The 17,596-nt window shown below is 69.0% G+C and carries 21 protein-coding genes and 1 pseudogene; 15 read left to right on the forward strand and 7 right to left on the reverse strand.

Annotated features, from left to right (window positions below):
• Positions 1-34 precede the first annotated feature (34 nt).
• Together OHA65_RS25560 and OHA65_RS25565 are read left to right on the forward strand one after the other, a co-directional pair.
• Positions 35-655: an NADH oxidase gene (locus OHA65_RS25560; RefSeq protein WP_327285455.1), complete on the forward strand. Its 621-nt coding sequence runs from the start codon at positions 35-37 to the stop codon at positions 653-655.
• Between the two features lie 319 nt (positions 656-974).
• On the forward strand, positions 975-1,475 hold the full coding sequence (locus OHA65_RS25565) for a flavin reductase family protein (RefSeq protein WP_327285456.1): 501 nt from the start codon (positions 975-977) through the stop codon (positions 1,473-1,475).
• 126 nt (positions 1,476-1,601) lie between these two features.
• On the opposite strand, the gene OHA65_RS25570 is transcribed toward OHA65_RS25565, so the two are convergent.
• The 4 genes from OHA65_RS25570 to OHA65_RS25585 all read right to left on the reverse strand — a co-directional run bounded on the left by OHA65_RS25570 (position 1,602) and on the right by OHA65_RS25585 (position 5,762).
• Entirely contained in the window at positions 1,602-2,411 is an 810-nt protein-coding gene (locus tag OHA65_RS25570; RefSeq protein WP_327285457.1) for an AfsR/SARP family transcriptional regulator, read from the reverse strand.
• Positions 2,412-2,631: 220 nt separating this feature from the next.
• Positions 2,632-3,618 carry an aldo/keto reductase gene (locus OHA65_RS25575; RefSeq protein WP_327285458.1) on the reverse strand — a complete coding sequence of 329 codons (987 nt, stop codon included), beginning with the start codon at positions 3,616-3,618 and terminating at the stop codon, positions 2,632-2,634.
• A gap of 94 nt (positions 3,619-3,712) precedes the next feature.
• Complete coding sequence (locus OHA65_RS25580; protein ID WP_327285459.1) at positions 3,713-4,837, reverse strand: acyl-CoA dehydrogenase family protein; 1,125 nt, start codon at positions 4,835-4,837, stop codon at positions 3,713-3,715.
• A 103-nt stretch (positions 4,838-4,940) separates the two neighbouring features.
• Positions 4,941-5,762, reverse strand: a complete 822-nt coding sequence (locus tag OHA65_RS25585) for a DUF4231 domain-containing protein (RefSeq protein ID WP_327285460.1) — start codon at positions 5,760-5,762, stop codon at positions 4,941-4,943.
• A gap of 163 nt (positions 5,763-5,925) precedes the next feature.
• On the opposite strand from OHA65_RS25585, the pseudogene OHA65_RS25590 reads away from it, so the two are divergent.
• Positions 5,926-6,107: pseudogene (locus tag OHA65_RS25590) on the forward strand (site-specific integrase); the annotation flags it as partial.
• A 176-nt stretch (positions 6,108-6,283) separates the two neighbouring features.
• A complete protein-coding gene (locus OHA65_RS25595; protein WP_405762474.1) occupies positions 6,284-6,502 on the forward strand; it encodes a hypothetical protein in 219 nt (72 codons plus the stop codon).
• A gap of 715 nt (positions 6,503-7,217) precedes the next feature.
• Here OHA65_RS25595 and OHA65_RS25600 read toward each other — a convergent pair.
• The gene (locus tag OHA65_RS25600; RefSeq protein WP_405762476.1) at positions 7,218-7,973 is read right to left on the reverse strand and encodes a hypothetical protein; all 756 of its coding nucleotides are present in this window, start codon (positions 7,971-7,973) and stop codon (positions 7,218-7,220) included.
• 260 nt (positions 7,974-8,233) lie between these two features.
• Here OHA65_RS25600 and OHA65_RS25605 point away from each other — a divergent pair, with 260 nt between their 5' ends.
• On the forward strand, positions 8,234-8,725 hold the full coding sequence (locus OHA65_RS25605) for a GntR family transcriptional regulator (RefSeq protein ID WP_405762478.1): 492 nt from the start codon (positions 8,234-8,236) through the stop codon (positions 8,723-8,725).
• Between the two features lie 25 nt (positions 8,726-8,750).
• The gene (locus OHA65_RS25610) at positions 8,751-9,314 is read left to right on the forward strand and encodes an HD domain-containing protein (protein ID WP_365952439.1); all 564 of its coding nucleotides are present in this window, start codon (positions 8,751-8,753) and stop codon (positions 9,312-9,314) included.
• On the opposite strand, the gene OHA65_RS25615 is transcribed toward OHA65_RS25610, so the two are convergent.
• Positions 9,307-9,780 carry an NUDIX domain-containing protein gene (locus OHA65_RS25615; protein ID WP_405762480.1) on the reverse strand — a complete coding sequence of 158 codons (474 nt, stop codon included), beginning with the start codon at positions 9,778-9,780 and terminating at the stop codon, positions 9,307-9,309. The genes OHA65_RS25610 and OHA65_RS25615 overlap by 8 nt on opposite strands.
• A 2-nt stretch (positions 9,781-9,782) precedes the next feature.
• Positions 9,783-10,523 (reverse strand): helix-turn-helix domain-containing protein, encoded by a 741-nt coding sequence (locus tag OHA65_RS25620; protein WP_405762482.1) that lies wholly within the window; start codon positions 10,521-10,523, stop codon positions 9,783-9,785.
• Between the two features lie 867 nt (positions 10,524-11,390).
• On the opposite strand from OHA65_RS25620, the gene OHA65_RS25625 reads away from it, so the two are divergent.
• From OHA65_RS25625 to OHA65_RS25665, 9 genes are all read left to right on the forward strand, one after another.
• Positions 11,391-11,711 carry a hypothetical protein gene (locus OHA65_RS25625; protein WP_405762484.1) on the forward strand — a complete coding sequence of 107 codons (321 nt, stop codon included), beginning with the start codon at positions 11,391-11,393 and terminating at the stop codon, positions 11,709-11,711.
• Positions 11,708-12,352 (forward strand): GGDEF domain-containing protein, encoded by a 645-nt coding sequence (locus OHA65_RS25630; protein WP_405762486.1) that lies wholly within the window; start codon positions 11,708-11,710, stop codon positions 12,350-12,352. Before OHA65_RS25625 ends, OHA65_RS25630 begins: the two co-directional genes overlap by 4 nt.
• On the forward strand, positions 12,352-13,449 hold the full coding sequence (locus OHA65_RS25635) for a conjugal transfer protein (RefSeq protein ID WP_405762488.1): 1,098 nt from the start codon (positions 12,352-12,354) through the stop codon (positions 13,447-13,449). Before OHA65_RS25630 ends, OHA65_RS25635 begins: the two co-directional genes overlap by 1 nt.
• Positions 13,449-13,793: an RRQRL motif-containing zinc-binding protein gene (locus OHA65_RS25640; protein WP_405763433.1), complete on the forward strand. Its 345-nt coding sequence runs from the start codon at positions 13,449-13,451 to the stop codon at positions 13,791-13,793. The genes OHA65_RS25635 and OHA65_RS25640 overlap by 1 nt, the downstream gene beginning before the upstream one ends.
• 29 nt (positions 13,794-13,822) lie before the next feature.
• Positions 13,823-14,113: a hypothetical protein gene (locus OHA65_RS25645; RefSeq protein ID WP_405762490.1), complete on the forward strand. Its 291-nt coding sequence runs from the start codon at positions 13,823-13,825 to the stop codon at positions 14,111-14,113.
• 99 nt (positions 14,114-14,212) lie between these two features.
• On the forward strand, positions 14,213-16,366 hold the full coding sequence (locus OHA65_RS25650) for a cell division protein FtsK (RefSeq protein WP_405762492.1): 2,154 nt from the start codon (positions 14,213-14,215) through the stop codon (positions 16,364-16,366).
• Between the two features lie 140 nt (positions 16,367-16,506).
• Positions 16,507-16,788 (forward strand): hypothetical protein, encoded by a 282-nt coding sequence (locus OHA65_RS25655; RefSeq protein ID WP_405762494.1) that lies wholly within the window; start codon positions 16,507-16,509, stop codon positions 16,786-16,788.
• Between the two features lie 3 nt (positions 16,789-16,791).
• On the forward strand, positions 16,792-16,992 hold the full coding sequence (locus OHA65_RS25660; RefSeq protein WP_405762496.1) for a hypothetical protein: 201 nt from the start codon (positions 16,792-16,794) through the stop codon (positions 16,990-16,992).
• Complete coding sequence (locus tag OHA65_RS25665) at positions 16,989-17,588, forward strand: hypothetical protein (RefSeq protein WP_405762497.1); 600 nt, start codon at positions 16,989-16,991, stop codon at positions 17,586-17,588. The genes OHA65_RS25660 and OHA65_RS25665 overlap by 4 nt, the downstream gene beginning before the upstream one ends.
• Positions 17,589-17,596 lie beyond the last annotated feature (8 nt).

The following is a 17,596-nucleotide window of genomic DNA, read 5'->3' on the forward strand; positions in this document are numbered from 1 at the left end:
GACGGATCCCTCCGCCCGGCAAGAGAGGTGCAATATGCGACAAACGACCGGGGGTGTCCAGACCTTCCATCTCTGGTCGCTGTCCGAGGACGTGATGATCGATCAGGGGGCCGGCGGAGACGCGTTGCTCCTCACCAGCCGCTGGGGCGAGGACCGGCTCGACCGGCCCAGCCCGGCGGTGCGCGAGGTGCTGCGGAGGATGGAGCTCGGGCCGGTACTCCTGGCCAACGCCCTGAGCGGCCCCGAGGACCAGTGCCCCTTCACGCTGCCGGCCCTCAGCAAGCTGTCGCACCTCGTGGTGCGCACCCTCGGCGTGGACGACCTGAAGGGGCCGCTGCTGTCCGTGGTGCCGTTGTCGTCCGCGGCCTCGTTCGTCCTGATCCGCCCGGCCGGCGAGAGCCGGGTGTGCCTTCCGCGACACGTGGCCTTCACCGTGCCGGAGTCGGGCATCGGATGCGTACTGGAGTCGGACCGCTCGCCCCACCGCGTCGTCCTGCACCGGCAGGAGGCGGCATGGGTCGCGATGACGCTCGCGTGGCCGACAACGCTCACAGCGGTTTCGGCCGCTTTGCCGCTGCCGCCCCAGGTGACCGAGGACATCATCGGTTATCTGGCGGCTGCCGGACTGGTCACCCCCGCCGACGAGCCGGCGTAGCGGATCCCTCCCGCAGGACCCCCGCGGACCCTCGTGCCGCCGGTCGGGAGGACCGCGGGACAGTGGCCCTGACCAGGGAAGACGTACCCTGTGATGGTGGTCGGCGGCCCGTCCGCAGCCAGCCGGGGGCGTGATGCCGCCCGGCGCCGTCGGCCGACGGACGCCCGTATTCCGGCCGTACCGGGTGCGCGGGGTGAACCGGCTCAAGGGCTACTGGCCCACCGGTCGAGTTCCCTTCCAGGTACTTTCTAGCCACTGCCCCGATAGTGCCGCCCATGCAGCGGGAAAGTCCCGTAACTGACTCGACGGAGTGGACACCATGCTGGACGCGGATACCTTCCGTAAGGTTTTCGGTTCGTTTCCGACACCTGTCGCGATCGTCACCGCACTCGGGGCGGACGGCGAACCGAGCGGTTTCACCTGCAACGCCTTCTCGGCCGTCTCGGCGGCCCCGCCCCACCTCCTCCTCTGCGTGGGCAAGGGGTCCCGGACCCTGCCCGCGGTGCTCTCCTCCGGGGTGTTCGCGATGAACTTCGTGGCCGACCAGGGCCAGGACGCGGCCCGGCTCTTCGCCGGGAAGGCGGAACGCAAGTTCGACGGCGTGGCCTGGCGCGGCGGGATTGCGGGCGTCCCCGTCCTCACCGGGGCCGCGGTCGCCTACGCGGGCTGCACGCTCGTACGGACCGTGGACGCCGATGACCACCTGCTGCTGATCGGGCGGGTGGAGGAGAGCGAGCTCTTCCCGGGTACGGCCGCCCTCTACCGGCAGGGCGAGTTCGGCACGTGGGAACCGGGCCGCCGGCTGGCCGTCCAGCACTGAACCGGGCGCCCCGCCGCCCGGCCCCGTACGCACGACGAAGCTCCTGGCGGACGCGGTGTCTGCCAGGAGCTTCGTCGGGCTTGGTCGTGCCGCGCGGCCCGGACGGCCCGCGCGGGGGCGCCCCGGCTAGGCGGAGAGCGCATGCAGGGTGGAGGAAGGGACCTGCAGGCCGCTGTCGTTGGCCAGGATGGCCTGGTGCAGCCGTTGCAGCCGCGGTGACGGCTCGACCCCCAGCTCCTTGATGAGCGCGTGGCGCAGGGCCTGGAAGGCGTCGAGCGCACGCCAGGGATGCCCGGCCCGGTACAGGGCGGTCATCAGCTGCGCGGACAGGGTCTCGTGCAGCGGCTGCTGGCTCACGAGCATCCGCAGCTCGCCGATGATCTCCGCGTGCCGGCCGAGGCTGAGGTCGGCTTCCAGGCGCATCTCCAGCGCCCAGTCGCGTTCCTCCTGCATGCCGATGACCTCGGTGCTCAGGACCTCCCCGACAGGGACGTCGGTGAGGGCCGGGCCGCGCCACAGCTCCAGGGCGCGGCCGAGCTGCTCGGACGCCGTCCGGGGGTCGTTGTCGGCCAGCGTCCGGCCGCCGACTCGCACCAGCTGCTGGAACTTCAGCAGGTCGAGGGAGAACTCCTCGGGGGCGAGCCGGTAGCCGCCGTAACAGGTCGCCAGAACGTCCTTGGCGCTCCGGCCGTTTTGCTGCTGCACACCGGCCTGGGTCAGTTTCCGGCGGAGTTGGAGAATGTAGGTCTGAAGGGTCGTGGCAGCGCTGCGGGGAATGGCGTTTCCCCACAACTCGGCCATCAGCGTTTCCACTTGTACGACGCGACCCGCGCGGATGGCGAGCAGCGAGAGGATCTGCCGGGGCTTTCCGGCGGTCGGCACTATGGACATGCCGTTCATGCGGGCTTCGAGTGGTCCGAGAACTCCGAATTCCATGAATCCAGCTTCGCAGTACCGTCGCGCGAGTGACCAGTGACGGCGGCACGAGCGGACATGAAGATCTCATACACGCAGGCCCGCCCACCGGCCCGCCTGCTCGTGAGCGGGCAGGCGGGCCGGTGGGCGGGTCGGGCTGGCGTGGGGCCGGTCGGGGCCGAGGTGTCGGAACAGGGCGCGACGGCCATTCGGTGACGACGGCCTCTTCGTTGACGAAGGCTCAGCCGTTGACGAAGGTGAGCCCGGTCGCGTCGTAGCGGGTGCCGGCGATCTGCTCCGGCGGGGCGGCCGCCTCGATCGCGGCGAGGTCCTCGGGGGTCAGTTCGACGGCCAGGGCCGCGAGGTTCTCCTCCAGGTAGCTCTGCCGCCGGGTGCCGGGGATCGGCACCACGTGGTCGCCCCGGTGCTGCACCCAGGCCAGGGCGAGCTGACCGGCCTTGACGCCCTTCGCCGCGGCCAGTTCGTCCAGCTTCGCGACGATCGCCAGGTTCCGCTCGCGGTTGCCGTCGGCGAAGCGCGGGTGGCCCCGCCGTACGTCGGTCTGCGCCAGCCCCTCGACCGAGCCGTACCGGCCGGTCAGGAAACCCCGCCCGAGCGGCGCGTACGGGACCACGCCCACCCCGAGCTCGCGGCACACCGGGACGATCTCCGCCTCCAGGTCGCGGGACCACAGTGACCACTCGCTCTGCAGCGCGGCGATGGGGTGCACCGCGTGCGCGCGCCGGATCGTCTGCGCGCCGGCCTCCGACAGGCCGAGGTGGCGCACCTTGCCGGCCCGCACCAGCTCGGCCATCGCGCCGACGGTCTCCTCGATCGGCACCTGCGGATCGACCCGGTGCTGGTAGTAGAGGTCGATGTGGTCGACGCCGAGCCGGCGCAGCGACGCCTCGCACGCCTGCCGCACGTAGGCGGCGTCTCCGCGGACCAGGGTGGGGTCGCCGAGGCGGTTGGCGAAGCCGAACTTCGTGGCCAGCACGACCTCGTCGCGGCGCCCGGCGACGGCCCGCCCGATCAGTTCCTCGTTGTGGCCGCTGCCGTAGAAGTCGGAGGTGTCCAGGAAGGTCACCCCGAGGTCGAGGGCGCGGTGCAGGGTCGCGATCGACTCGGCGTCGTCCGTGGCTCCGTAGCCGTGGCTCATGCCCATGCACCCCAGGCCCTGCGCGGAGACCGCGAGTTCGCCTAAGTACCGGGTGGGGACGTTGGTCATGCTGCTGCCTCCTGGGCTGGGGACCGTCTGCCCACGACGCTAGGTGTTGGAGTGCGCTCCAAGGCAAACGGGAGTGGTTCGTTCGTCGGGATCGTCAGGGGGTGAACGACCGGGACGCGAAGAGCGTCGCGGCCGGGTCGAACGTCAAGGCGATGTGCGTGGCGATGGAGTTGACGTCACGCCAGGCGCGCTGCAACGGGCTCTCGGTGGTGTGCCCGGAGGTCCCGGCGGTGGCGAACATCCGGTTGACGGCGTTCACGAGGTGCTCGGTCGCCAGCGCGTAGTCGCGTACGTTGCGGGCCGTCTCCTCCTCCGTGATCCGCGCGCCCCGGTCCGCGGCGGCCGCGGCCCGCTCCAGCAGCAGCATCGCGGCGTCGACCTCACCGGCGCTACGGGTCAGCACCGCCTCGTAGGTGCTGCGGGCGGGACCGGGCACGCCGGGCCGTCCGGCGCCTCGCGCCAACCGCTGCGCCGTGTCGCCCGTCCACAGCGCGAGCGCGCCGCGCGCGGCACCGAGGGCGGCGGGCGCGCACGACAGCCCGTTGACGGCCTGGATCGGCACGGTGTGACAGTCAGCCGAGGAGTCCGCCGGCCGGCCGTCGAAGAGGGACTGCCGGTCGACGCTGCGCGACGCGGGAACGAACACGTCATCGGCGATCAGCGTGTTGCTGCCGGTGGCCCGCATGCCGGAACCGGTCCAGGTGTCCTTGATCGCGTACTCGGTACGCGGCAGCGCGAACAGCCGCGCACCGCCCTCACCGGGCAGGACCGCGCACACCACGGCCCAGTCGGAGTAGTCGACGCCGCTGATGTACGCCCAGGAACCGGACACGCGCCAGCCGCCCGGCACCGGCGCGGCCTTGCCGATGGGGGACAGCGAGCCCACGACGAACACGTCGGGACCCCCGGCCCACACCTCCGCACGCCCGTCCAACGGCAGGTGGGCGGCCACCCGGGCCAGGCTCGACGCGACCGACGCACACCACGCGGTGGCCGCGCAGCCCTCGGCCACGACGGCGACGGCCTCGCTGAACTCCGCGAACGTACCCTCCACGCCGCCCTGCGCGGCCGGCACGAAGTGCCGTGCGAACCCCGCCTCCAGCATCCGCGCCACCACATCGGGAGTCAGCCGTCGCTGCTCCTCGGCATCACGCGCCCGCCGCCGTCCCCACTCGGCCAACTCCGCCGCCCGCTCAACGAGCCCGGTCCCCGTAAGCATCCTGCCTCCTCGTCAACGCCGATAAGCGGACCGGACCATGACACACCCCGGTAGACCCCGACTCGTCCCCCCCTAGAGCCACCCCTACGGACGCGGGACCCCGTCAGGTGAGTTGGGGGCGCTGCTGTTGCTGCGCCCCTTCGGGGGGCTGCTCCAGTTGCAGCTCCTTCTTCCGCTGCTCCTCGCGGATCCGCTCGATCTCCTCCGCGAAGAGGGTGGAGGCTTGGGCGCCAGAAAGATCCCTGTACCGCCTGATTCTCAGGGCGTAGGCCTGGAGTTCCAGATCGACCGAGTCGGCAGTCTGCTGAAGGTTGAGACTGCGCTCGCGAAACTTGAAGTAGGCGATGATCCCGGCGGAGATGCTCACCAGTGCGCTGATGGCGACAGCAACCCAGCTCCATACGCCCTGCTCGGCCGAGGCCGTAGTGGCAACCGAGGTCAGGATGGAGCCGACGATTACGGTGAGTTGAAACAGGTTGTGCCTGCTCCGGTATTTTTCTGCGCTCCGCCGGTAGTCGTCCCTGAGGGTCGAGATCGACTCGTAGTACTCGGGGAAGACCCCTGGAAGTGCTGCGGTATCCACCTCGCGCGACTGGAGATGGCGCTTCTCGGCTTCCAGTTGACGGAGCTCGACTTCTACGGCGGAGATGGTCCTTCGGAAGTGGGTCCACCAATAGGCGGACCCCAGGATGGAGACGATCGTCGCGCTGCCGCCGAGAAAATTGAGCAGCGATCGATCGTGGTTCTCCGGGCCGCTGGGCCAGTCGACGAGGACGTTCGCAGCGATCAAGGCGCCGATGAGCAATGGGTTGACTGCGAGCATCCACAGCAGTGTGAAGCGTCGGATCAGCCGACGCTCTACGACCTCGGCTTCCTTCGCAATGATCGACTGGTCGATGGTCAGGATGGTGGATGGTGTGGTCACTGGCCCCCCGTGTTCCTCGCCGGGCCCAAGAGGCCGGGCGCCGGCACATGGAGGTCAGGCTAGCTAGATCGTCCGCATCGCAGAACGGGGGCTCCTGGACCGCACCGCGAGGGCGCTGCCGTCCAGGAGAGGCTGAACCCCACTCGCCGCCCACTCGCGACCAGGCGGACTGCTCGGCAGCTCCGGTTACTGGCGTGTGTGGCAGGAGGCCAGGGAGCTGGCGCTCCCGCCGGACAAGGCGGGCTCGCCCTTGGCGCGGCGCCGTACGACCTCCGGTCGACGTGCATCACGCACCGGCTGCGCGCCGGGAACTCGCCGGAGGTGATCCACCGCAACCACGCCGGATGACCTGCCGCCGCGCAGCCCCGCCCGCCGTGCACGGGCGGGGCTTTCGTGGGTGCCCCCGTGCGCGCTGCGAGCGCGATCGGGGGAGAAGCGACTTCCCGTCAGGGGATGCTTCCAATGGCCGGATGGAGTAACGCAGCGGGCCGAGGTCCCCGATCCGGGGCCAGGGTAAGAGCATGGTCGACAGCGATGAGGGGATGGCCGCGCCCCAGAGGAGTCGTTTCGACGCCGTGCACAAGTGGGCCGCAACGGTGGCCGGTGTCGTCGCCCTGGCCTTTTCGCTCTACAACTTCACCGAACTTCAAAAGAAGCCGGAGATCGATCTGCCACTTCCTTGTTCCAGGCCGACGGTTGGAGCTTCCAACCCGGCCGGTACGAGGGTTCTCTGCAGTTGAATCGGGCCGGAAAGCGGGATCCGCTGACCAAGAAGTTCTGCGTTCTCATCTCGAAGAAAGCCGTGGATGAAATCCGCAATGGGGCGAGCGAGAGGGCATCTATTTATTCCGAAATGACCTGCCAAAGTTCTCGGGCAGTAAATACTCGGGCTGCTACGTGCGGGAAACCGATTGAAGCCAGGCCGCCCAATGGCTGCGGGGCAGGCTTTGTGCGGCGGCGCCGGATCGACTGGCGGGCCGCGCCCACCGGCAGCGCCCGGCTGTCGGGTGCAGGTGCCGCCGGCTGGAGCGAGCGATGACGGGTCGCCCGACACGGGCTCGGTAGGGACTCGCGGTGGGGGCGGCCGTCGATGTCGCACCAGGCGGCTTGGAGCGAGGGGTATCGAAGAGCTGTGCGGGCGGCGAGTCCACCAACGAGCAGTGGAGCGCCTCCCGTTCGCCCACGCGCCACCCACGCGTGGGCAGTGAGAGACAACGAGAAAGCCCCGGACTCAGCGGGACTGAGTTCGGGGCTTCTTCTTTGGCACTTCAGCTGGTCAGCGACACTTGCACACTGCTAGCTGGAGTGCCCCCGGCAGGATTCGAACCTGCGCACACGGCTCCGGAGGGCATGCCTGTGACGGCCAGTACACGGCCCCTGAACTGCACCTATGCCGCGTTGGCCCGGGCCAGCCCACGAGCTCTATCGCATACCGTGCACGCGCGAAGCTTGATCTCACTCGGTCGGCGCGTCGGGCATCTTCGCGGTCCCCGGGTCGGTCTGCTGGTTGGTGTCGGGGTTGGTGTGCTGGTTGGTGTTCGGGTCGGTCTGCCGGTTGGTATCGGGGTTCGTGTGCTGGTTCGTGTCCGAGTCAGTTAGCCGGTTGGTGTCGGGGTTCGTGTGCCGCTGTGTGTTCGGGTTGGTCAGCCGGCTCGTGTCCGGGTTGGCGTACCGCTGTGTGTTCGGGTTGGTCTGACGCTCTGTGTTACGGGGGTGCAGGTTAATTAGTCCCGTTCCCTTGTGACGGTATGGGGGTGCGGGGAAACAGGCAGCTTTCACGATTGCAGAGGTGACGACCAGAGCCACTCCAGCGGCTACTGGACCAGCCTTTGTGCCGACACTCGAAACCTTCGCTGCGGCAGTAATTGCTGTGAGTACTGAGAGCGGAAGGTTTTCCTTCACTGCTCGCCCCACTGTTTTCCCGTCGTTGACGTCAAGGACAGCCTTTGTTGTGTAAAGGGCGCCCGACCTCATGACAGTTACCGCGATCGAGCCTTGGGGTAGTATTCCCGATACTATTGCCCCCGTCGCGGCTTTAAGGCACGTGGCGCTAGTGTCAGTTATTGGGCCTATGCTTCTGTCGTTTTCAACCGGTGTGGTTGCAGCCGCTTCGGAGCGGGTGCTGGCTTGACTGGTCGCCATTCCGAAAACGCCAGTCATGGCACAGCAGGCAGTAGCAACGGTGATTCCCTGATGTAGTTTTTGATTCATGGCTGAATCCTGGAAATGTTGAATGTTTGCTCAACGAGCCTGGGTGGGCAGGCTTGTTGCTGGGTGCTTCATTTTTAGTCTGCGCTTGGATGGTCGTCGACGGCAAGGTGTGGAAGAGGGCTGCAAAATGAGTTTGTCTATGGCTGGAGTGCCCGAACCTCTCCCGAACGCGCTTCGCTCCCAGTAAGCCAGTCTCAGCGGTGCTAGGCGCGTCCTCACCGGGCCGCCCATGGCGATGGGGACCTCAGAGGGCCGCTCGCATGCGAAGCTGGGGCCGTTACTACCGCTGCAGGGGCCCGAGAAGGGGAGGCTGCGTGCCGCAGGCCAGTCCACGAGGAACGTACTTGCTCGTCTCGGAGTCGCTGCGAGCCAGGATCGCTGAGGGACGCTACGCGGACGGTCTGCCGTCCGAGGCCGAGATTGGGCGCGAGTTCGGAGTAGCCCGTACGACCGTGCGGCGAGCCTTGCGCGCCTTGGAGGAGACGGGGGATGTCGCCACCGTCGCCGGGGTCGGCCGGCAGCTCCCCGGGGGCGCCGGGCGCGCACCGTACGAGCAGATCATGGCGGACCTGTTGAACCAGATCCGCGAGGGAGCCCTTCCCATCGGCGCCCGCCTGCCCAGCGAGGCAGCGATGGTCGAGACCTACGGTGTTTCCCGCGGGACGGTGCGCCGCGCCGTCCGGGAACTGGAGACGGCCGGGCACGTAAGGGCCCAGCACGGGGTAGGAAGATTCGTCAGCAGCGCCAACTGAACCCAACCCCCGCGGAGGCAAATTCATGCAGCTGGCCAAGTGGGCCCATGACCTTGCGGAGTCGCTACTCGCCGAGGCCCTACCGAAGCGGTGGGCCCACTCGCAGCGCGTCTATTCGCAGGCTCTGACCCTGGCCCCGGCCCTGGGGGAGGACGCCGAACTGTTGGCGGCAGCAGCCATCGCGCACGATGTCGGATACGCCCAGGCCGCCGTCGACACCGGGCAGCACATGATTGACGGGGCCCGGTACCTGCGGGATGTCGTCGGAGCCGATCCGCGCTTGTCCAGTCTCGTGGCTTTCCACACGTCATCGCCGTGGGAGGCGTCCGAGCTGGGGCTGAACGATGCCCTCGCGGAGTTCGGTCCCGCGGAGCCCGATCTGGTGGATGCCATCACCTTCTGCGACCTCACAAGCAGCCCGACCGGCGCCCTGGTCGACCCCGGCGAGCGGTTGGCGGAAGTGCTGGACCGGTACGGCCCCGAACACGTCGTCTATCGAGCCGTCTCCGCGGCCCGTCCCGAGTTGCTGGCGAGGGTGGATCGGGTGAGGCAGCGTCGGGCCGAGGCGGAGTGGTCGGCTCTCAGCTGATCCGGGGGACCGGGGACTCCCGGAAGCCCTCTTCGAGGCGTCGGCGCGTGGTCGGCGACATGTCGAGTGAACCGACTTCAGCCCGCGGGACCCATCGGACCTCGAAGGATTCGGAACTCACCTTGATCTCGCCGCCGACCGGCCGGGCGCGGAAGCAGAGCGAGAACTCCTGGCGGACCTCGCCGTCCGCGAACGCGATGACATGCCCGGGGTCGGTGAAAATGCCCACCAGGCCGATCACCTCAACGGTGATGCCGGTCTCTTCCCGGACCTCTCGGACGACAGTTCCGGCGATGTTCTCGCCGATCTCTTGAACACCCCCCGGCATTCCCCAGCGCCCGTTGTCCGACCTGCGCTCCATAAGGACGTCGCCCGCGTCGTTGACCACGAAGGCCGTGACTGCGGGCACGATGCTGTTGGCCTTCGGTGCGGAGGGATCGTCGAAGTAGTCGGTGCGGCGGCTCATGGTCACCTTTCGAGGGGAACGGCTTCGGTCCAGACTTTCTCGAAGCTCTGCTGATATGTCGAGACCAGTTCAGCGCCGGCCACGCGGCGCAGGTGGAGAACTGGGGTCAGGGGCGCGCTTACCCCGTACACCTGCGTATTCACCAACCACTCTTCATCCGAGCGGTACAGCGAGTTGTGCAGGGTCGACCTATGTTGGCGAAACTCGATGCCTGGCACTGAGTAGAGCGGGCGGTACAACTTCATGACCTCGCGGACCTTGTAGGCCACGCCCTCTCCGATCTCCTCTTCCTCGCCGCGGCGCTGGATCTCCGGGCTTTCCGGATCTCCGAGCAGGATGCGTGCCCGGACGCCCTCAGCCGCTTTCAGCCTGAGGAGCCGCGCCCATCGGGGGTTTTCGGCGAGGAATACGCCCGCGTGCACCAGTACGCCGATTTCCCGCTCAGCCCTGCCGAACATCTGGAGCCACAGCTCGGCCGGCACGTAGGACCGGTGTGGGTACACCTTCAAGACTTCGGCGTCGGCAGCGTCCTTGCGCTGGGAGTCGGGCAGACCTTCCGGCCACAGGTACGACTCGTCCTCATGCAGCATCGCCGCGATGGCGAGGCGATGGCGGCGGTACGGCGCCCGCCCCTTGGTGATCCAGCGCTCCACGGTCTTGGGGTCCACCCCGACGTGCTCTGCCAGGGCTTCCACGGTGATGCCTTGCGTCAGCATCGCGGATCGCAACCGCTCGTTAGCCATCCCACCCCCAGGGACGTCCAGGGACGTACTCGACCTGCGGAACGTTACCGAGGACGTCCCAAGTCGTCCAGGGACGTGGTGACTTAGTCCCGTCCCTCGGCGGCACTCTGATGGCACATCACACGGAACCCCGGTTGAGCGAGGAGCTTGACAAGCGCAATCAGGGCCGCCACTGTGGAATACACGTTCAAGCGTGTATCGCATGTTGATTGGGGCGGTTCTCCGCGCTGACCTGCACCGATGCCTGTGACGAGCTATGCCCGGAGGAAAGCCCGAGGGGGCAAGTACGAAGGCAGCGTCCGTTCCTTAAGAACTCAACAGCGTGCCAAGCGAAACGAGACGGGGCGTGACCCCCGTCCCCATGGCGACGGGCAGTCGTCGGCGGCAACACCTTCTCTTGCGTTCTGGCTCTGGAGAACACCTCGCTTCAAAGGGGGTGCCACCCGGTACGCGCCGCCCTGCTGGCGTCAGAGCAGTGACGATGACGCACCCGACTACCCAGGCTCGGGACCGGAGCGCCGTGGCAACGGTGCGCCGGTGAAGCCTCGCCCCTCCGGCTTGGAGGCCCCTGTGATCCACCGACATCTACGGGCGCTGGCCGTACTGGACCGGCACGGCCAGCCGCGCCCCTCGCGTCACCGCTCAACCGCCCTGCGAAGCATCTCCGGGCTTCACCGCCCGGCATTGCTCGCACGGCTCGCTCTCCCTTCCGCAGTGCTCGCAGCGCTGCGGCCGGTTGCCTCCCCCGCCCGTCACGTACGGGCGGGGTGGAGGGTCGCCGCGAAGTTCGGGCTTCACCCCCGGGGCGCTGCCTCTCACCACGGACCGAGGCGCCCCGGTTCCCTTCGCTCATCAGGAGAGATCCACATGCGTTCGTACATCGGTAACCACGAGATCGTGAACCCCGCCGAGTTCGAGGAGCTGGCGCTCGGATTCGATGAACTGCCCCTGGGGCTCGACAGGGACCTGTTTCGCGGCCCGCTCACCCCGGAGACGGCCCAGGAGCGTGCGGCCCGTGAGGCGGTGGCCCGTGAGGTCATCGCCGAGCTGGCCACACTGGGCGAGGGTGGCGACGAGATCGCCGCATGGGACGCGCTCTACGCCGACGCGCTCACCCGCACGGTTCCCTTCCTGCGTGCCGCTGCCCGTGACGCCGGCCGCTCTACCCGGACGGGGGAAGCGGCATGAGCCACACCATGACGGCCCTGTCCGCAGCACTTCCCCTCGCATCCGGCTGGTCGGTTCACAGCCTGTGGATGCGGCGCCGGATCGACGCTGCCCGCCGCGACCCGCTGACCAGGCTGTGGACGCGGGACGCGTTCGAGGGGCGGGCCCGCAAGAGCCTGGCCCAGAAGTGCCAGCGCGCGGTGCTTGTCTTGGACCTCGACCGGTTCAAGGAGATCAACGACACCCTCGGCCACGCGGCCGGAGACGCGGTCATCCGCGAAACCGGGCAGCGCCTGGGCCGGTGGGCCGAGGAACACGCCGGGGTCGCCGGACGCCTGGGCGGGGACGAATTCGCCGCCGTCATCCCCGGCTACGGCATCGACAAACTGCGCGTGGACCTTTTCATGCTGATCGGCCGGCTGGACCAGCCCGTGCCGCATGAGGGCCACCCGATCGAGGTCCACGCCTCGATCGGAGCCGCCTACTACCGCAAGGGCAACGGTGACCTGTCCACCCTGCTGCGCCGTGCGGACGAGCAGATGTACAAGGCCAAGCAGCGCGGCGGAGGCTGGCGCATCGCGCACCGGCTGACCGTCCCCGCGATGAGCACGGTCAACGGCCGCCGCGACGGCCGCCCCGGCACCCGTGGGGAGGCGGCGTGATGACGACCCGCACGTCACTGACCATGGCGCAGAGGGTCGTGCTGACGGCCGCGTTCGTGCCCATGCTCGCCACCGGCATCGCAGGTGGCGTGGGTACCTACAGCAACATCAGCCGCGCCTACGGCACGGGTACAGCGCTCGGCGCGGTCGCGGCCGGTGAAGGTGCGACCGCGGTTCTGGCACTGGTCCTGCTCGGGCTGACGATGCTCGGCCAGTCCTCCCCCCGCATCATCCGGGTGGGCTTGTGGGCCCTGCCCGCTGCCGCCTCGGTCATGGCGGCGATGGCGGCCGATGACCCGGGCCGCACCGTGATCTACGCCGTGACCCCGATGGGCATGTGCGTCGCGGCGGAGGGCATGGCGTTCCTGGCTCGGCGGATCGTGGTCCACCAGGACGGCCGCGACGCCGAGGCGGAAGCCAAGGCGGCCGCCGTGGTGCGGTCCCTGGCCTACCACCGGGCCCGTGCCGCGAACCACCCGTGGGCGCTCGTTCGGAAGTGGTCCGACCAGACATCGTGGCGGCTGGCCCGGAAGGTCGGATTGGGTGACGCGTCGTTGGGTGCGCGACTCCTGGACGTTCAGCGCGACCGGCTCACCAGCGGCGCGGACGCCGCCCTGGCCGCCATGTTCATCGGACCCTCAAACCAGCACGAAACCTCAGAGATCACCGTAAATCGGTTGGGGCCTGACCTGCACGAGTCGACCCCCGAGGCCCCGACCGTGACAGCCGACCTTCCCGCCCTTGAGTCGGCCGACCCGATGCCGGTCATCGCGCCGGTGGCACTGCCCGAGGCGGTTGCGGTAGTCGAGCCGGTCGAGCTTCCCCAGTCGGCTCCGGTGAAGTCGGTTGCCGCTGCGGAGTCGGCTCCGCGTCGGGCGACCGGTCGGGTCCCGAAGTCCGCACGTACGCCCCGACCGACGCGGGATTCGGATGAGCTGCTGGATGAGGCCCGGTCGGTCACGGCCAACTGGTCCGATGGAGAGCTGACGGCCGAGGCCATCCGCAAGGCGGTCCGTACCTCGTCCGCCAACGGGCGTCTGCTGCGCGACACGCTCAAGGCCGAGCGCGCCGCCGCGGCTGAAGCAACGGCCGCGTGATGGCCGGGCGCGGCATACCCGTCTATTCATGGAGGCTCGCCCCGGACGGGCTGGCCACCCGCCGTCAGCTCCGCGCGGCCGGCCTGCGCCCCGGCGGACAGGAAGTCGTGGCCCAGCTGGAACGGCCCCGCTACCGGCGGGAGCCGCTGACCGCCTACCTGTACCGCGTCGACCTGGCCAAGCCGGTCCGGCCGATGACCCCGGGCAAGGCCGCTGCACTCGCCAAGGCGAACACCGCCCGCCGGACCTGCCCCGAGTGCCGTGCGGACGCGGGCTACGTCATCCCGGCATCGCTCGGCATGTGCGTGCCCTGCGCCTACCCCGAAGACCAGCGCGCCGCCTGAATCCCTCGGACCAATCCAGGAGATCAGCCATGAGCACCGCTATCACTGCCCTCAACACCTCCGCCAACGTCGACGCTGAGCGTCGCGAGGCCCGCAACAGCCGCCGGCGCGCGAAGCGTCGTGCGGAGGCCCGCCAGTGCAAGGCCCGCCACGCCGCGTTCGAGCTGTGCGCCTGGGGCGCCTGGAACGGTGACCGCCCCCGCGCTACGGCCGCCGACGTGGCCCGCAGGGCCAACGCGATGTACGGCGCCTACCTCAAGGGCGACGACATCACCGCCCAGGGGGGCGTCGACGCGCTCGCCTGGGCCATCAGCCTCTGAGCTGCACAAACCTGCTTCACGCGGGGCCCGGACGGTCGGCCGTCCAAAGCGCCGTCCGGGCCCCGTCCACCCCACTCGATAAGAGGGAGCAGACCCACCGTGTCTGATGTCCACGTCACCGGCCAGAGCGAAGAGCCCGAGCGCCCCGGCGCCGAGGTCTTCGACATCACCACCAAACGCCCCACCGTCTCGGTCCCGGTCGCCCCGCCGGCCGACCTGGACGACGACGAAGACGAGTCGCCGCGCCCGCGGCCGGTCGACTCCCCGGACCTGCCGTCCCCGGGCGTCACCACCTACAAGCGGCTCCCGATCATCCCTTCCTGGCTGAAGTCGAAGCCGGGGTTCGTCTCCACCACCCAGCGCGCGGCGAGCAACGCGTTCTACTCAACGGCCTTCCATGGGATCCGCACCCCCTGGTACGCACTTCAGCTCGGGCTGCACGCACCGCGCGGCGTGGCCCGTCTGGTCCGCGACACGAACCGGTGGGTGTGGGACGCCGAGGCGGCCCCGCTCCGCGCGTATGAGGTCTACAAGGAGAACACCGCCGAGTACCTGAAGCTGTCGCGGCAGCGTGACAGCCGGGTGCGGCTGCGGACGCTGGTCACCGTGGTGGCGCTGATCTTCGGTACCGGCTTCGCGCTGACCATGTACGTCATGGCCCCGGCCTGGCTCACGGTGCTGGCCTCGGCCGCGGTCCTCACCGCCGGTTTCTGGGGCGCCCCCCAGGACCAACCGGTGATCGGGCCGGCCGTGTTGAAGACGGAGCTCCAGAAGCTCACCGGCACGCTCGTGCTTCGGGCGCTGGACAACATCGGCAACGCGAAGCTGTCGGCCGCCATCAAGAAGGGCGGCGACATGAACGGCCTGCGGTTCACCTCGGAGATCACCCGGGACGGGCCCGGCTACCGCGCCGACTTGGACCTTCCCTGGGGCGTCACCCCCGAGGACATCATGGAGGCCCGCAAGCCGCTCGCCTCCGGCCTGCGCCGCAAAGTCGGCTCCGTCTGGCCCTCGGCCGACCCGACCGAGCACGAAGGGCGACTGATCCTGTGGGTGGGCGACAAGCCCATGAACGAGACCAAGAAGCCTGCCTGGCCGCTGCTGAAGTCGGGCAGCGTGGACCTGTTCAAACCGGTCGTCTTCGGCAACGACCAGCGCATGGGCGACGTCGCCGTGACCCTGATGTTCGCCTCCGTGGTCGTCGGCTCCATCCCGCGCATGGGCAAGACGTTCCTGATGCGCCTGTTCCTGCTCATCGCCGCACTGGATCCGCGCGCCCAGCTGTACGCGTTCGACTTCAAGGGCACCGGCGACTTCGGCGCGCTGGAACCGGTCTGCCACCGCTACCGGGCCGGAGATGAGGACGAGGACATCCTCTACGTCCTCGAATCGCTGCGGGAACTGCGTGCCGAGCTGCGCCGCCGGGCGAAGGTCATCAAGTCGCTGCCCCGCTCGCGCTGCCCGGAGTCGAAGGTGACCCCGGACCTGGCCAACGACAAGAGCCTTGGCCTGCACCCGATCGTTGCCGCGTTCGATGAGTGCCAGGTCCCCTTCGAGCACGACAAGTACGGCGCCGAGATCGAGGAAATCTGCACCGACCTCGGCAAGCGCGGCCCGGCCCTCGGCATGGTGACCCTGTTCGGCACCCAGCGCCCCGACGCCAAGTCGCTGCCTACCGGCATCTCCGCGAACGCGGTGCTGCGGTTCTGCCTCAAGGTCATGGGCCAGCCCGCCAACGACATGGTGCTGGGCACCTCGATGTACAAGGCCGGTTACCGGGCCACGATGTTCTCCCGCACCGACCGCGGCATCTGCTGGATGGCCGGTGAAGGAGACGACCCGCGCATCGTCGCCTCCGCGTTCGTCGACGCGCTCGGCGCCGAACAGGTCGTAGTCCGGGCCCGCCGGATGCGTGAGGAGTACGGCAACGTCACCGGCCACGCCATCGGCCAGGAACCCGAGACCGGGGAAGCCTCCTTCGACGTCCTCGCCGACATCCTCAAGGTCGTGCCGGCCGATGAGGAGAAGGTCTGGAACGAGAAGGTCGCCGCCCGCCTCGCAGCCCTGCGCCCCGAAATCTACAGCGGCTGGAAGGCCGAGACGGTCACCACGAACCTCAAGCCGCACGGCATCACCGCCCAGGACGTCTGGGGCTCCACCGCCACCGGCAAGGGCACCACCCGCCGCGGCATCGCCCGCGCCGACATCACCACGACCATCACTCTCCGTGACGGAAGGCGGTCCGGGAGCTGACTCGCACCGCTGCTAGACCTAGCGGCCCGCGCTGCTAGGTCTAGCACCCCCGCTAGCACCCTAAAGCGGTCCCCATCAGCGATCTCGCACCTAGCAATCGACCTGCGCAAACACTGGAAACCCCGGCCGGAAGGCACCCCATGGCCCTGACCCTCCTTGCTAGCGCCTGCCTGCTCCTCGTCACTTTCGGTTACGTCAGTCTGTGTGCGGGATCGCCGTTCGGCACCTGCCGCAAGTGCCGTGGCTTCGGCTTCGCGATGAAGACCGACCGCAAGGGCCGCCTCAAGCGCGGCAAGCACTGCCGCCGCTGCGACGGCCACGGCAAGCGCATCCGCGTCGGCCGCCACCTCTACAACCTCTGGCTGCGCCTCTACCGCGATGCCAACCCCGCCCCGCGCAAGACGTTCGTCCCGAAGGGATAACCCATGGCCATCACCGTCTCGCTCGTCGCCCTGTTCGGGCTGGTCCTGTTCTTCCTCCTCCGCTCCAAGACCCTCGGCTACGGCTCCGCGTTCGTGGCCGCGATGTTCGGCTTCTTCCTCGCCTCCACCGGCGCCTCCGGCCCCATCAACGAACTCACCACCGCGATTATTAAGGCCGTCTCGGATCTGGGGAGCCAGGGATGAACGAGCCCATCACCTACCGGCACTGGGCCATCGACCTCGCCCCCAAGGCGGCCCCCGCCCTGGCCACCACGACCGTGCTCATCCTGGGCCGGATCTGGAACGCCAACGGCGCCGAACACAGCGTCGGAAACGCGGCCCTCATGGTGGTTCTCGCTACCGGAGCCGCGACGGCCGGCGCTTTCGCCTCCGGCGGCCGCTCCGGTGACAGCGTGATCGCCGGAACCGCATTCGCCGCATCCGGCGGACTGGCCCTGGCCGGCGTCGCCGGATACGCCGACGGACTCTCCCTGCCGATCCTCCTGTGGGCGCTGGCCACCGCCGTCGCCTGCGGACTCGCCGCCCGCTACTGGCGCACCGACCGCCGCGAGAGCGTCGCCCACGAGCGGCACACCCTCGGCCGACGCGAGCACCACGCCCACGTGGAACGGGTGGAAGCGCTGCGCGCCGGAGCCCAGATCGAAGTCGCCCGATCCGGCGCCGCCTACGCCGAACAGCTCGCCAACGCCCTCATCACCCGCGCCACCCTCCCCGGATTCAACCCCCAGGCCATCACGAACGCAGGCCTGCCCGAGCTCCCCGCCAAGCACGACCACTGACCGAAGGA

It is taken from the genome of Streptomyces sp. NBC_00045 (genome assembly GCF_045041095.1).
GTDB lineage: Bacteria > Actinomycetota > Actinomycetes > Streptomycetales > Streptomycetaceae > Streptomyces.

Bases quoted from the DNA above. Each gene is read 5' to 3' on its own strand.
- OHA65_RS25560 (WP_327285455.1), top strand. From the start codon at position 35: ATGCGACAAACGACCGGGGGTGTCCAGACCTTCCATCTCTGGTCGCTG.
- OHA65_RS25565 (WP_327285456.1), top strand. From the start codon at position 975: ATGCTGGACGCGGATACCTTCCGTAAGGTTTTCGGTTCGTTTCCGACA.
- OHA65_RS25570 (WP_327285457.1), bottom strand. From the start codon at position 2,411: ATGGAATTCGGAGTTCTCGGACCACTCGAAGCCCGCATGAACGGCATG.
- OHA65_RS25575 (WP_327285458.1), bottom strand. From the start codon at position 3,618: ATGACCAACGTCCCCACCCGGTACTTAGGCGAACTCGCGGTCTCCGCG.
- OHA65_RS25580 (WP_327285459.1), bottom strand. From the start codon at position 4,837: ATGCTTACGGGGACCGGGCTCGTTGAGCGGGCGGCGGAGTTGGCCGAG.
- OHA65_RS25595 (WP_405762474.1), top strand. From the start codon at position 6,284: ATGGTCGACAGCGATGAGGGGATGGCCGCGCCCCAGAGGAGTCGTTTC.
- OHA65_RS25600 (WP_405762476.1), bottom strand. From the start codon at position 7,973: ATGAATCAAAAACTACATCAGGGAATCACCGTTGCTACTGCCTGCTGT.
- OHA65_RS25605 (WP_405762478.1), top strand. From the start codon at position 8,234: ATGCGAAGCTGGGGCCGTTACTACCGCTGCAGGGGCCCGAGAAGGGGA.
- OHA65_RS25610 (WP_365952439.1), top strand. From the start codon at position 8,751: ATGCAGCTGGCCAAGTGGGCCCATGACCTTGCGGAGTCGCTACTCGCC.
- OHA65_RS25615 (WP_405762480.1), bottom strand. From the start codon at position 9,780: ATGAGCCGCCGCACCGACTACTTCGACGATCCCTCCGCACCGAAGGCC.
- OHA65_RS25620 (WP_405762482.1), bottom strand. From the start codon at position 10,523: ATGGCTAACGAGCGGTTGCGATCCGCGATGCTGACGCAAGGCATCACC.
- OHA65_RS25625 (WP_405762484.1), top strand. From the start codon at position 11,391: ATGCGTTCGTACATCGGTAACCACGAGATCGTGAACCCCGCCGAGTTC.
- OHA65_RS25630 (WP_405762486.1), top strand. From the start codon at position 11,708: ATGAGCCACACCATGACGGCCCTGTCCGCAGCACTTCCCCTCGCATCC.
- OHA65_RS25635 (WP_405762488.1), top strand. From the start codon at position 12,352: ATGACGACCCGCACGTCACTGACCATGGCGCAGAGGGTCGTGCTGACG.
- OHA65_RS25640 (WP_405763433.1), top strand. From the start codon at position 13,449: ATGGCCGGGCGCGGCATACCCGTCTATTCATGGAGGCTCGCCCCGGAC.
- OHA65_RS25645 (WP_405762490.1), top strand. From the start codon at position 13,823: ATGAGCACCGCTATCACTGCCCTCAACACCTCCGCCAACGTCGACGCT.
- OHA65_RS25655 (WP_405762494.1), top strand. From the start codon at position 16,507: ATGGCCCTGACCCTCCTTGCTAGCGCCTGCCTGCTCCTCGTCACTTTC.
- OHA65_RS25660 (WP_405762496.1), top strand. From the start codon at position 16,792: ATGGCCATCACCGTCTCGCTCGTCGCCCTGTTCGGGCTGGTCCTGTTC.
- OHA65_RS25665 (WP_405762497.1), top strand. From the start codon at position 16,989: ATGAACGAGCCCATCACCTACCGGCACTGGGCCATCGACCTCGCCCCC.